Consider the following 13,659-nt stretch of genomic DNA (forward strand, 5'->3'; position numbering starts at 1 on the left):
AGTACGAGACCGGTCACACGGCTGACTGTTTGCCGAGCAGGCGGGCGAAGTCGAGGTTCGCGCGCTCGACCTCTGGGTCCGACTCGCTGAGCTGTCCGAAGGTGGAGCCCAGATAGCTGAGGCGGCCGCGTAGGCCGCCGTCGCGGACGATGATCAGCGATTCGATATACGCGGAGATGCTCGGCGCTTCACCCGCCTTCGGCGGCACGTCGAGCGGCCTCGTATGCCTCATCGGAGAGGCTGACAGAGATCTTCGCGGTCATGAAGACAACGGTAGCGCTGGTAGCACCGAAGTGTGACTCGCAATCCAATTACAGTGGGCGCAGACGGGTTCGAACCGCCGACCGCTGGTGTGTAAAACCAGAGCTCTACCGCTGAGCTATACGCCCTTGTGCGCCCCGAGGAAATCGGGGCGACGGGTTATGAATCTAGCGCGGCGAGCGCTTTCTCCCAAGCTGCCTGGTCACGGGGCTCTCCGGGGGCGTTCATCTCGGCGAAACGGATGTAGCCTTCCCGGTCGACGACGAAGGTGCCGCGGTTCGCGAAACCCGATTTCTCGTTGAACACGCCATAGGCCTGGGCGATGGCGCCGTGCGGCCAGAAATCCGACAGCAGCGGGAAGGTGTAGCCCTGCTCGGCGGCCCAGATCTTGTGGGTGGGTGGCGGGCCGACCGAGATGGCGAGGATCGCGGCGTTGTCGTTTTCGAACTTGGGGAGCTCGTCACGGACCTTGCACAGTTCGCCCTGGCAGATGCCGGTGAAGGCGAGCGGATAGAACACGATCAGCACGTTCTTGCGGCCGCGGTAATCCGACAGCGAGACGTCCTGGTTGTTCTGGTCCTTCAGGGTGAAATCCGGCGCGAGTGAGCCGACCTCGAGCGGCATGGCAGAGTCCTCCATCGTGTCGGGTTTCGCGCCGGGCGCGCAAAAGACATCCAGTGCGAAACCTTAGCCGAAGCCCCGCTCAGCGCTGCTTCGAGGGAGCTTTCGGCTGCACAAGGCGGCTGCCGGACCATTCACCGAGATTGATCGTCGAGGTTTGGGTGAGACCGGCGGTGGGGGCGGCTTCGGCGATCTCGCTGGGATCGACGTGGCCGGGCAGGCCGGTTTTGGGGGTGAGCACCCAGATGAAACCGTCGTCGCCGAGCGGGCCGATCGCCTCCATCAGCTGGTCCACCAGGTCGCCGTCGCCTTCACGCCACCACAGCAGCACGACATCGATGACCTCGTCGGAATCCTCGTCGAGCAGCTCCTCGCCGATGGTCTCCTCGACGTCGGCCCGCAGGTCGTCGTTGGTGTCCTCGTCCCAGCCCAGCTCCTGAACAACCAAGCCGTGGGTGATGCCAAGCTTCTGAGCGAAATTCTGCGCGTCCGCCGCGGCGACCACGGTGGTGTCCTCCTCAAATCCGACTATTGGTAGGTGCAAGCGAACATGGTTAACGGCCGCAGCGCAAGCCGATCGAGCGAAATTTCACCCGAATGTCGCACGAAAATCCCGGTGACCGGGCAATTCGCCAACAGCGATTTCATCGAGCCCCGCAAGCGTCGCGGACCGCGTTGCGGGCGTCGTTGACCCGTTTGCTGGCGTCGTTGAGCGGCCCGACGGGGGCGGTGTAGGTCATGCCTCTGGTCTGCTTGGCGAGTTCGCGGGCGGCATTGACGTACTCGGTGAGTTTGTCCGCCAGATCCGGCGGGATCTCGGCGCGGGTGCTGTTGACAACGCTTTCGACCTTGTTCGCGGCGTCTTCGAGGGTATCGGCGGCCGCGTCGCGTTTGGGCACGTAATCGGGGGCGTTGTTGTCGTGCGCGTCGACGAACTCGTTGTATTTGGTGACACCGATCCCGGTGGTGGCCGGGAACGGGTCGCAGTTGTCGGAGATCGCCTGAGCGCGCTCGGCGGCACGCCGGGAAGAAGTCGCCGCGGCGGACGAGGACGCGGCCTCGGTCTTGTATGCCGACAGCTCGGCCGCGTTGGGCGTCGCGGAACCGGGGACCTGCTCTGCGCATCCCGCGACCGACAACCCGGTGGCGAGTGCGGCGACAGCGCATATCAGCCCGAACTTGCGCGGGTCAAGCACCTTCATTGTCCTCCCCACTCCCTGGTGTACTCCGATCGGCTCCGGCCGTCTTGCCTGTCGCACGGTACTGGATTCACGACTGACATGATGACCTGGGACGCACCATCGGCAAGGATGGATGGTGCAGCCATACCTTTCGTCAACGGGTGGTCCGCCCACCAGCGCGACCATCCAGGGAAACAGAAGCCATCAGCTCGTCCACCCCTGTACGAGGAGCAGTTTTGACCGATCTGATCCACTCTTCGGCGTCGGCGGAATCCGCTGCGCCCGGCTCCACCCCCGCCGCCCGCGCCGGGAACGGCGCGCAACCCGGGCCGCCGGCCGGCGGACGCGTCCGGGTGATTCGTGAGGGAGTGGCGTCGTACCTACCGGATATCGATCCGGAGGAAACCAGTGAATGGCTCGAATCCTTCGACGATATGCTCGATCGCGAAGGGCCGGGCCGGGCGCGGTATCTGATGCTGCGCCTGCTCGAACGCGCCGGCGAACGCCGTGTCTCCATTCCCTCCCTGACCTCCACCGATTACGTCAACACCATCCCCACCGAGAACGAGCCGTGGTTCCCCGGCGACGAGGAAACCGAGCGGCGCTACCGTGCCTGGATCCGCTGGAACGCCGCCATCATGGTGCACCGCGCGCAGCGGCCGGGTATCGCGGTCGGTGGCCATATCTCCACCTATGCGTCGTCGGCGGCACTGTACGAGGTGGGGTTCAACCATTTCTTCCGCGGTAAGGATCATCCGGGCGGCGGCGACTCGATTTTCATTCAGGGCCACGCCTCGCCGGGCATCTACGCGCGAGCGTTCCTCGAGGGCAGGCTGTCGACCGACCAGCTCGACGGATTCCGGCAGGAGTACAGCCATGGTGGCCTCGGCCGCGGGCTGCCGTCGTATCCGCATCCGCGGCTGCTTCCCGATTTCTGGGAGTTCCCGACGGTGTCGATGGGTCTGGGCCCGATGAACGCCATCTATCAGGCGCGGTTCAACCACTACCTACATGATCGCGGGATAAAGGACACCTCCGACCAGCATGTGTGGGCGTTCCTCGGTGACGGCGAGATGGATGAGCCGGAATCGCGCGGCCTGGCCCATGTGGCGGCGATGGAAGGTCTGGACAACCTGACCTTCGTGGTGAACTGTAACCTGCAGCGCCTCGACGGCCCGGTGCGCGGCAACGGCAAGATCATCCAGGAACTGGAGTCGTTCTTCCGTGGCGCGGGCTGGAACGTCATCAAGGTGGTGTGGGGCCGCGAATGGGACGCGCTGTTGGGCGCCGACCGCGACGGCGCACTGGTGAACCTGATGAACACCACGCCCGACGGTGACTACCAGACCTATAAGGCCAACGACGGCGCGTACGTGCGCGACCACTTCTTCGGCCGTGACCCGCGGACGAAGGCACTGGTCCAGGATCTGTCGGATCAGGAGATCTGGAATCTCAAACGCGGCGGCCACGACTACCGCAAGGTGTATGCGGCGTATGCGGCGGCGCTGGCGCACAAGGGTCAGCCGACGGTGATCCTGGCCAAGACCATCAAGGGCTACACCCTCGGCAAGCATTTCGAGGGTCGCAACGCCACCCATCAAATGAAGAAGCTGACCCTGCAGGATCTGAAGGATTTCCGTGACCTGCAGCGGATCCCGATCAGCGACGCCGAACTGGAGAAGGACCCGTACCTGCCGCCGTACTACCACCCCGGCATGGAGGCGCGGGAGATCCAGTACATGCTGGACCGCCGCAAGGCGCTCGGCGGTTTCCTGCCGGAGCGGCGGACCACAGCCCAGCCGTTGCGGCTGCCCGGCGACGAGGCGTACAAGTCGGTGCGCAAGGGTTCGGGTAAGCAGGCCGTGGCGACCACGATGGCGCTGGTGCGGCTGATGAAGGAGTTGTTGCGCGACAAGGAGATCGGTAAGCGGATCGTGCCGATCATCCCGGACGAAGCCCGCACCTTCGGAATGGACTCGTGGTTCCCTTCGTTGAAGATCTACAACCGCAACGGCCAGCTGTACACCTCGGTCGACGCCGAGTTGATGCTGGCCTACAAGGAAAGCAACGTCGGGCAGATCCTGCACGAGGGCATCAACGAGGCCGGTTCCACCGCATCGTTCACCGCGGTCGGCACGTCCTACGCCACACACGGTGAGCCGATGATCCCGCTGTACATCTTCTATTCGATGTTCGGGTTCCAGCGCACCGGCGACGGCCTGTGGGCCGCGGCCGACCAGCTGACGCGCGGGTTCCTCCTCGGTGCGACCGCCGGTCGCACCACCCTCACCGGTGAGGGGCTGCAGCACAACGACGGGCATTCGCTGCTGCTGGCCTCCACCAACCCCGCGGTGGTGTCCTACGATCCGGCGTTCGCGTTCGAGATCGCCCATATCGTGCGCGACGGCCTGCGCCGCATGTACGGCGGCACCGAGGGCGTCGCGGGTTTCGGCGGCGAAAACATCTTCTACTACCTCACCCTGTACAACGAGCCCTACCAGCAGCCCGCCGAGCCGGAAGGGCTCGACGTTGCGGGCCTGCTCAAAGGTATCTACCTGTATCAGCGCGGCGGAGAAGGGGATGCGCGGGCGCAGATCCTGGTCTCCGGTGTCACCGTTCCCGACGGTCTGCGCGCCCAGCGGTTGCTGGCCGACGACTGGGGTGTGGCGGCCGACGTGTGGTCGGTGACGTCCTGGGGCGAGCTGCGCCGGGAGGCGCTGGACAAGGAGATGGCCGCGTTGCGGGACCCGGGCACCGATCCGGGCACGCCGTACGTCACCCAGGCGCTGCACGGCGCCGAGGGGCCGTTCGTGGCCGCCTCGGACTGGATGCGCGCGGTTCCCGATCAGATCCGCAAATGGGTTCCTGGCGATTACACGACCCTCGGCACCGACGGTTTCGGGTTCTCCGATACCCGTCCTGCGGCGCGGCGAGTGTTCAATGTCGACGCGGAATCCATTGCCGTGGCAGCATTGGCCGGGCTCGGACGAACCGGAAAGATCGACCCGGCTACAGCCGCGGAGGCCGCGGCGCGCTATCGCATCGCTGATGTCGACGCCGCGCCGACGTTCACCGCGGGCGGTGCTGGAGACGCGGAGTAGCACAACACCAGATGATGGAACGTAAACCACCGCGACCGCGGCGGATCTCCGAGGGCTCTTCTGAGCATCACGAGGTCTATCTGCCGACGGGTGCGCTGTCCCCGAACCGGCAGACCCGCGATCCGCTCCCGGATACGCTGCTCAAACGTGTGAAGCAGTTCTCGGGCCGGCTGTCCACCGAGGCGGTGGGGTCGATGCAGGACCGGTTGCCGTTCTTTGCCGATCTGGACGCCGCGCAGCGCGCCGGGGTGCAGATGTTGGTGCAGACCGCGGTGGTGAACTTCCTGGAGTGGTTGCAGGACCCCGACAGCGATATCCGGTTCAGCTTGGACGCGTTCCAGGTGATTCCACAGGATCTGGCGCGGCGGCTGACGCTGCGCCAGACCGTGGACATGGTCCGGGTCGCGATGGAGTTCTTCGAACAGTGGCTGCCCGCGCTGGCGCGCAACGACCGGCAGTTGGTGGCGCTCACCGAGGCGGTGCTGCGATACGGGCGTGAGCTCGGTTTCGCGGCCGCCTCGGTGTATGCCAGCGCCGCCGAATCGCGCGGTGCCTGGGATACCCGGCTAGAGGCGCTGGTGGTGGATGCGGTGGTGCGCGGCGACACCGGTCCGGACATGCTGTCGCGGGCGGCGACGCTGAACTGGGATGCCACCGCTCCGGCGACGGTGCTCGTCGGCACGCCGCCGAGCGACCAGGGGGTGTCGGTGGTCGGCGCGGTGCACACCATCGCCGCGCGGCACGGCCGGGCAGCGCTCGCGGTGGTGCAGGGGGCGCGGCTGGTGATGGTCGTCAGCGGGCAACTGGGCGAGGCGCCGGAGACTTCCGGTTTTATGACCGACCTGCTCAACGAGGTCTTCTCGGATGGCCCGGTGGTGATCGGGCCTACCACGCGCACGCTCGGCGCGGCACATGCGAGCGCATTGGAGGCGCTGGCCGGGATGGAGGCGGTGATCGGCTGGCGGGGGGCGCCGCGGCCGGTGCACGCGACCGAATTGTTGCCTGAACGTGCGCTGCTCGGCGACCGAGCTGCGATCGACGCGTTGAACGAGTACCTTGTCCTACCGTTGGCGTCGGCCGGATCGGCGTTGGCGGACACTCTCGACGCCTATCTCGACTGCGGTGGTGCGGTCGAGACCTGTGCCCGGCAGCTGTACGTTCATCCAAATACGGTCCGCTATCGCCTGAAGCGTATCGGCGAGATCACCGGGCGTGATCCTATGAATCCACGCGATGCCTACGTGTTACGAATCGCCGCCACAGTGGGTCGTTTGACACGAACTCGTAACGAACCGTCATCATCAGTATCAGAAACCACATACGCCTCATTGGATGGCGAGGGGTTGTAACACGTTTCCCGAATCGGTCGATTCGGACATCCGACGTGGTGTTTTGTGGAATTCACACAAAAGCCGTCCGCAAGCTTCATTCGCGCCGACATCTCCGGAATGCCCTCTCACAGTGTTTTCTAAGGGAGTGATCGCGTTGTTCGCCCCTGGACAGGGCTCTCAGACACCCGGCATGCTCGCGCCTTGGCTCGACCTTCCCGGTGCGCAGGAACGCCTGGCGGTCTGGTCCAAGGCCTCAGGTCTGGACCTGGTCCGTCTCGGCACCACTGCCACCGCCGAGGAGATCACCGACACCGCTGTCACCCAGCCACTCGTCGTCGCGGCAGCCCTGCTCGCCTTCGCGGAAATCGAGCAGGATTCACTTCCGGCCGATACCATCGTCGCCGGACATTCGGTCGGTGAACTCGCCGCCGCGGCGATCGCCGGCGTCATCTCCGCCGACGACGCCGTCACCCTCGCCGCTATCCGCGGTGCGGAGATGGCCAAGGCGTGTGCGCTGGAGCCGACCGGAATGTCCGCGGTACTCGGCGGCAACGAAGCCGCCGTGCTCGAACGGCTTTCCGAACTCGACCTCGTCCCCGCCAACCGCAACGCCACGGGTCAGATCGTGGCGGCGGGCCGGTTGGACGCTCTCGCGGAGCTCGCCGCGAACCCGCCGGAGAAGGCCCGGGTTCGCGCACTGCCCGTCGCGGGTGCGTTCCACACCGCGTTCATGGCGCCGGCGCAGGACGCGGTCGCCGCGGCCGTCGCCGAGATCACGCCCGGAGAACCGACCCGGACCCTGCTGTCGAACGCCGACGGCAAGCCGGTCGTCTCGGGCAAGGATGCGGTCGATAAGCTCGCCGCGCAGGTCACCCGGCCCGTCCGGTGGGACCTGTGCACCGAAACTGTCCGGCAGGCCGGCGTTTCGGCGGTGGCGGAGCTGCCGCCGGCGGGCACCCTCGTCGGCATTGCCAAACGGGAGATGAAAGGCACGCCGACGCTGGCCTCGAAGACCCCTGAGGACCTCTCCGCCCTCCCCACGTTGGCCGGGCTCACCAGCTCCGGCTAGCTTTCCTGCGCGGTGTGCTCATCGCTCATAACGATGAGGACAACCGTCCGAGCGGCGTAACTATCCGCCGTCTCGAACCGAAGATAAAACAGTAGAGCCAGACACAGTAACAAGAAGGGAGCCACGAAGTGGCCGCTCTGACCCAGGAACAAATCGTCGAGGAACTCGGCAAGATCATCGAGGAGGTCACCGGTATCGAGCCCTCCGAGGTGACCATCGAGAAGTCCTTCGTCGATGACCTGGACATCGACTCGTTGTCCATGGTCGAGATTGCCGTGCAGACCGAGGACAAGTACGGCGTGAAGATTCCGGACGAGGATCTGGCAAGCCTGAAGACCGTCGGCGACGCCGTCGCCTACATCCAGAAGCTCGAGGCGGAGAACGCGGAAACCGCCGCCGAGCTCAAGGCCAAGTTCGACAACGCCGAGTAGGGCCGAAACTGTGACCACTCCTTCCACCTTGAACGGGAACTTCCCCAACGTCGTCGTAACGAGCCTGGCGGCGACCACGTCGATCGCGGGCGACGTCGATGCGACGTGGAAGGGACTCCTCAACGGCGAGAGCGGCATCGACGTTCTCGAGGATTCCTTCATCGAGGAGTACGACCTTCCGGTCCGCATCGGCGGGCATCTGAAGGTTCGGCCCGAAACCCTGCTGAGCCGAGTCGAAATCCGTCGCATGGCCTACGTCGAGCAGCTCGCGACCGTGCTCGGTCGCGAAGTGTGGCGCAACGCGGGCAGCCCGGAGGTCGATCCAGAACGGCTCGGTGTGGCCATCGGCACGGGCCTCGGTGGCGCCGACGCACTCATCGATTCGGTCGACAAACTGAAGAACGGCGGCTACCGCAAGATCTCGCCGCTCGCTGTTCAGATGATCATGCCGAACGGGCCGTCGGCCGTCGTCGGTCTCGAGCTGAAGGCCAGGGCGGGAGTGGTCACTCCGGTCTCGGCATGCTCGTCCGGTTCGGAAGCCATCGCCAACGCGTGGCGGATGATCGTGATGGGTGACGCCGATATGGTCGTCACCGGCGGTGTCGAGGGATACATCGATATGATCCCGATCGCGGCGTTCACCATGATGCGCGCGATGAGCACCCGCAACGACGACCCGAAGGGCGCTTCGCGGCCGTTCGACAAGGATCGGGACGGTTTCGTCTTCGGTGAAGCCGGTGCGCTGATGGTCATCGAGACCGAAGAGCACGCCAAGGCGCGCGGGGCCACCATCCACGCCCGCCTGCTCGGTGCAGGCATCACCTCCGACGGTTTCCACCTGGTCGCTCCGGAGCCCGAGGGCACCGGCGCAGCCCGGGCGATGACCAGGGCGATGCAGACCGCAGGTCTGACCAAGCAGGACATCACCCACATCAACGCCCACGCCACCGCCACCCCCATCGGCGATACCGCCGAGGCGAAGGCGATCAACAAGGCCGTCGGCAACCACGCCTCGGTCTACGCTCCCAAGTCGGCACTTGGCCACTCGATCGGCGCCGTCGGCGCACTCGAGTCGGTGCTGACCGTGCTCAGCATCCGGGACGGGATCATCCCGCCGACGCTGAACCTGGAAAACCAGGACCCCGAGATCGACCTCGATGTGGTGCGCGGCGAAGCCCGCCGCCAGGAGATCGAGTACGCGATCAACAACTCGTTCGGTTTCGGTGGGCACAATGTCGCGCTCGCCTTCGGCCGGGCCTGACACCCAGGCCTGACCGGCTGCTCAACGAGCCCGGTGTGAGCGGCCGAGCTGAAGCTCGGCCCCTCCACCGGGCTCGGCATCAGCTGCCGCGCGGCCGGCTGCACATATTCGAGGAGAACGCGATGACAATTCTGGCTCCCGCCTATCAGGCGGACACCGCGACCGACCCCCGCGACCCACTCGGCCGGCTGCAGCGTTTCTTTGATCCCGGAACCATTCTTCCCCTCCACCCGCGTGACAAATCCGGCGTGCTGGCCGCGATCGGCGAGGTCGATGGCGTGCGCACCGTCGCCTACTGCTCCGACGCCACCGTCATGGGCGGCGCCATGGGTGTCGAGGGTTGCAAGCACATCGTCGACGCCATCGACACCGCCATCGACTCCGGGATTCCGGTGGTTGGCCTGTGGCATTCGGGCGGCGCGCGGCTGGCCGAAGGCGTGGAAGCACTGCATGCTGTCGGTCAGGTTTTCGAGGCGATGGTCCGGGCATCCGGACTGGTCCCGCAGATTTCGGTAGTGCTCGGTTTCGCCGCGGGCGGCGCCGCCTACGGTCCCGCGCTCACCGATATCGTGATCATGGCGCCCGAGGGCAGGGTCTTCGTGACCGGGCCCGACGTGGTCCGCAGTGTTACCGGGGAACAGGTGGACATGGCCACCCTCGGCGGACCCGAAACCCACGGCAAGAAGTCCGGTGTCACCCATATCGTCGCCGAGGACGAAGCCGACGCCATGCATCGCGCCCGCAAACTGGTGACGATGTTCGCCGACCAGGGCGAGTTCGACCTGGTCGCCGCCGCACACGGCGATGTCGACCTGCAGGCGATGCTGCCCGCCTCCGCCAAGCGCGCCTACGACGTGAAGCCGATCGTGCACGAGCTGCTCGACAACGTCGACGGCGAATCCTCCTTCGAGGAACTGCAGGCCGGATACGCGCGCAGCATGGTCACCGGCCTCGGCAGGCTCGGTGGGCGCACCGTCGGCGTGCTGGCCAACAACCCGCTGCGTCTCGGCGGCTGCCTGAACTCCGAAAGCGCCGAGAAGGCCGCCCGCTTCGTGCGCTTGTGCGATGCGTTCGGTATTCCGCTGATCGTGATCACCGATGTGCCCGGCTACCTGCCTGGTGTCGGCCAGGAATGGGACGGTGTGGTACGCCGCGGCGCGAAGCTGCTGCACGCCTTCGCCGAGGCCCGGGTGCCGCGGGTCACGCTGGTCACCCGCAAGATCTACGGCGGCGCCTACATCGCGATGAACGCCCGCTCGCTCGGCGCCACCGCCGTGTACGCCTGGCCGGGGTCGGAGGTCGCCGTCATGGGCGCCAAGGCCGCGGTCGGCATCCTGCACAAGAAGGCGCTTGCCGCTGCTCCGGAAGCGGAGCGGGAAGCGTTGCACGAACGGCTCACCGCCGAGCACGAAGCCATCGCAGGCGGTGTCGACCGGGCGCTGTCCATCGGTGTCGTCGATGAGGTGATCGACCCGGCGCATACCCGCAGTAAGATCGCTGCCGCGCTGGCCTCGGCCCCGAGCCGCCCCAGCCATCACAAGAACATTCCGCTGTGACCGATTGATTCCCACGCGGTAACCGACGGGCTCCGGATCAACTCCGGGGTTCGTCGAGCTTTGCGCGCACCACCGGGGTCTGCACCGGTTGAGCCGAAAGCATCCGAACATCGGTGCGAGCAGGCAGAATTCGCGCATGGAACGCGACGGGCGACGTGTGCGGGAGCGCAAAAGACACGGTAGGCATTACACACCCGCCGAGTTGGCGCGGTTCTTGGCCGCCCGCGCCGTCGCGTATCTGCCGGAGCGGGCGTCGCTGCGGGTGCTCGACCCGGCATGCGGAGACGGGGAATTGCTGTTCGCGGTCCACGGCGAAATCGCCGCACGACGGCCGAGCGCCGTAATCGAATTGGTGGGTTACGACCTGGACCCGGCGGCCTTGGATATCGCACGAGGCCGCGGCGTCGCGCTCGGTATCGACGTGATGTGGCGGGAAGCGAACTTCCTGGCCGAATGCGGTGAGCTGCCCGACGCCGGTTTCGATGCGGTGCTCGCCAACCCGCCGTATGTGCGTGCCCAGCAGCTGGGTGGGCCCGCAGCGCAGGAACTGAGCAGGCAATTCGGGTTGCGTGGCCGCATCGATCTGACCCACCCGTTCGTCGCTGCTCTCCCACGCCTGATGTGTTCGGGCGGGGTGCTCGGGCTGTTGTGTGCGAACCGTTTCCTCACGACCATCGCGGGCGCGAACCTGCGGGCGGTCCTGTTGAACGAACTGACGCCGGTGGAACTGTACGACCTGGGCGACACCCGGTTGTTCGACGCGACCGTACTGCCCGCGATCACCATCGCGACCCGGACCCGGATCCCCATCGGCTGCCGGTATGTGTCCGTCTATCAGGTCATCGGTGATCAGGTACCGGCCGGCGCGGCGAACAAGGCGCGCTCGAGTTCCGCAGCGGATGGACCGGTGCTCGCCGGTGACCTCTCAGCCGAGGGCAGAGGCCGGGCCGGTAATCGGGGCAGTGCTCTTTTCCGGGCGCTCGCCGACGCACAGGATGCGGTGGTCGAGCACCGGGGCCGCAGCTTCGCTGTCGAAGTGGGCTTATTGGATCCGGAGTGTGCGGACGCCGGTTCGGATCCGGGCGCTGTGCGGGCGGTGGGATGGCAGAACGGGCGCAGTGTATGGCGGATGTCGCGGGATGGCCGGGATGCCTGGCTGGCTCGGGTGCGGGATGCCACCTGGCGGACCTTCGGGGACGTGGCGCGGATCAGGGTCGGTATCAAAACCACCGCCGACCGGGTGTTCATCGCTGAGCAGTGGGACGAGGCCGGCCCGGAACCGGAGTTGCTGCACGACCTGATCACCCACTATGACCTGCAGCAGTGGCGGATTGTGCGAGCACGCGCCACGCGTGTGCTGTACCCCTACGACATGGCGCAGCCCTGTCGGGTGCCCATCGCACTGGAGCGTTACCCGCGCGCCGCCGCCTATCTGAACGCGCACCGCGAGACTCTCGCCGCCCGGCAGTACGTCATCGACGCGGGACGCGAATGGTACGAAATATGGGTGCCGCAGCGACCCCATCTGTGGCGGGGACCGAAGATCGTTTTCCCCGATATCAGCGAGAGGCCGAAGTTCGCCTTGGACCGAACTGGTGCGGTGGTGAACGGCGACTGTTACTGGATTCCGCTGGCCGATCTCACCGCCGTTGCAGGCCGTACGGCAGAGGACATCGCGTATCTGCTGATGGGCATAGCGAACTCGGCCTTGGGCTTGCGATTCTACGATGCCGTCTGCGGCAACCGGCTCTATGCAGGTAGACGGCGTTGGATCACCCAGTATGTGTCCCGGCTACCGCTGCCCGACCCTGCCACTCCGACTGCCGCCGGGATCGTCGCATGCGTGCGTGACCTCGTCGACCGGGCCGAGCCCGGCGCGGATGCGATGTGCCGGTTGGACGAACTCGTATCCGCTGCTTTCACGCTCGATCGGTAAGTCCAGTTCGGCCATTTCGCGTTCGATCGCGTTGGCTGCGAAATCTACACCACAGGAACGTAATTCATGAACACGTCGATGTAGTGCTTCCACCCCGCCCGGCTGGGCGGCGATATCGGCGAGGCTGATCCGGCCATTCGCCCGGCGCATACTGGGCTGCTCGTACGCCACCGTCATACCTCCTGCTTGCACGCATACGCGCCCGCGGTCCATGCGAGCTCACCACAGCGCTACAAGCCGCACGGCAACCGTGTCGGCAGGAGAACCCGGCGAGCCGGGCACGCTTTTCCCAGATTAACAGCCAGCCCTACTGGACGCTTGACCAAGGAGGTGGGGATCACACCTCCTTGGCGGAGCGGTGGCTGCTCATGTGGTGTAGATATACCGCGCTGTTGAGCCGGATCCCGTTCTGCTGGTCCTCGCTCAGCTCCCGCCGCACCTTGCCTGGCACCCCCGCGACCAGCGAACCGGGCGGGATCTGCGCGCCCTCCGGGATCAGCGCATTGGCCGCGATCAGGCTCCCCGCGCCGATGACCGCGCCGTTCAGCACTGTGGCGCCCATACCGACCAGCACATCGTCACCGACGGTGCAGCCGTGCAGGATGGCGTTATGACCCACCGAAACGCCGGCGCCCACCGTGAGCGGGAAGCCAGGATCGGCGTGCAGCACGCATCCGTCCTGGATATTGCTGCGCGCGCCGATGGTGATCTGGTCGCTGTCGCCGCGGAGTACCGCATTGTACCAGATGCTCACCTCGGCCTCGAGCTTGACGCGCCCGATCACGGTCGCGGTAGGCGCGAGCCACGCGGCCTCGTCGATCTCCGGCTGGTACCCGTTGACTTCGATCCTCATACAGAGGAACTTAGCTCGCCGGGAACCGGGCAGGCCCCGCGGGAACCGGCCGACCCGC

General features: G+C 66.1%; 12 protein-coding genes and 1 tRNA gene. 7 read left to right on the forward strand and 6 right to left on the reverse strand.

Going from position 1 to position 13,659, the window contains the following annotated elements; translation table 11 throughout:
- Positions 1-13: 13 nt before the first annotated feature.
- The 5 genes from B0T44_RS03320 to B0T44_RS03340 all read right to left on the reverse strand — a co-directional run bounded on the left by B0T44_RS03320 (position 14) and on the right by B0T44_RS03340 (position 2,084).
- A complete protein-coding gene (locus B0T44_RS03320) occupies positions 14-232 on the reverse strand; it encodes a hypothetical protein (RefSeq protein WP_139347781.1) in 219 nt (72 codons plus the stop codon).
- A gap of 85 nt (positions 233-317) precedes the next feature.
- A tRNA-Val gene (locus B0T44_RS03325) sits at positions 318-389 on the reverse strand.
- A gap of 31 nt (positions 390-420) precedes the next feature.
- Positions 421-885: a peroxiredoxin gene (locus B0T44_RS03330; RefSeq protein ID WP_077116546.1), complete on the reverse strand. Its 465-nt coding sequence runs from the start codon at positions 883-885 to the stop codon at positions 421-423.
- Between the two features lie 79 nt (positions 886-964).
- Positions 965-1,387, reverse strand: coding sequence for a DUF3052 domain-containing protein (locus B0T44_RS03335; protein ID WP_077116547.1), 423 nt, complete (start codon positions 1,385-1,387; stop codon positions 965-967).
- A gap of 139 nt (positions 1,388-1,526) precedes the next feature.
- Entirely contained in the window at positions 1,527-2,084 is a 558-nt protein-coding gene (locus B0T44_RS03340; protein WP_077116548.1) for an Rv2240c family protein, read from the reverse strand.
- A gap of 215 nt (positions 2,085-2,299) precedes the next feature.
- On the opposite strand from B0T44_RS03340, the gene aceE reads away from it, so the two are divergent.
- From aceE to B0T44_RS03375, 7 genes are all read left to right on the forward strand, one after another.
- Complete coding sequence (gene aceE, locus B0T44_RS03345; protein WP_077116549.1) at positions 2,300-5,164, forward strand: pyruvate dehydrogenase (acetyl-transferring), homodimeric type; 2,865 nt, start codon at positions 2,300-2,302, stop codon at positions 5,162-5,164.
- 14 nt (positions 5,165-5,178) lie between these two features.
- Positions 5,179-6,513 carry a PucR family transcriptional regulator gene (locus B0T44_RS03350; protein WP_077116653.1) on the forward strand — a complete coding sequence of 445 codons (1,335 nt, stop codon included), beginning with the start codon at positions 5,179-5,181 and terminating at the stop codon, positions 6,511-6,513.
- A 127-nt stretch (positions 6,514-6,640) separates the two neighbouring features.
- Positions 6,641-7,564: an ACP S-malonyltransferase gene (locus tag B0T44_RS03355; protein ID WP_077116550.1), complete on the forward strand. Its 924-nt coding sequence runs from the start codon at positions 6,641-6,643 to the stop codon at positions 7,562-7,564.
- 128 nt (positions 7,565-7,692) lie between these two features.
- Positions 7,693-7,995 (forward strand): meromycolate extension acyl carrier protein AcpM, encoded by a 303-nt coding sequence (gene acpM, locus B0T44_RS03360; RefSeq protein WP_077116551.1) that lies wholly within the window; start codon positions 7,693-7,695, stop codon positions 7,993-7,995.
- Positions 7,996-8,005: 10 nt separating this feature from the next.
- On the forward strand, positions 8,006-9,256 hold the full coding sequence (locus tag B0T44_RS03365; protein WP_077116552.1) for a KasA/KasB family beta-ketoacyl-ACP synthase: 1,251 nt from the start codon (positions 8,006-8,008) through the stop codon (positions 9,254-9,256).
- Between the two features lie 122 nt (positions 9,257-9,378).
- Positions 9,379-10,812, forward strand: coding sequence for an acyl-CoA carboxylase subunit beta (locus B0T44_RS03370; protein WP_077116553.1), 1,434 nt, complete (start codon positions 9,379-9,381; stop codon positions 10,810-10,812).
- A gap of 136 nt (positions 10,813-10,948) precedes the next feature.
- Complete coding sequence (locus B0T44_RS03375) at positions 10,949-12,748, forward strand: Eco57I restriction-modification methylase domain-containing protein (protein WP_077116554.1); 1,800 nt, start codon at positions 10,949-10,951, stop codon at positions 12,746-12,748.
- 337 nt (positions 12,749-13,085) lie between these two features.
- Here the strand turns inward: B0T44_RS03375 and B0T44_RS03380 are convergent, their stop codons facing one another.
- Positions 13,086-13,601 carry a gamma carbonic anhydrase family protein gene (locus B0T44_RS03380; RefSeq protein WP_077116555.1) on the reverse strand — a complete coding sequence of 172 codons (516 nt, stop codon included), beginning with the start codon at positions 13,599-13,601 and terminating at the stop codon, positions 13,086-13,088.
- Positions 13,602-13,659 lie beyond the last annotated feature (58 nt).

The organism is Nocardia donostiensis (genome assembly GCF_002081715.1).
Lineage (GTDB): Bacteria > Actinomycetota > Actinomycetes > Mycobacteriales > Mycobacteriaceae > Nocardia > Nocardia donostiensis.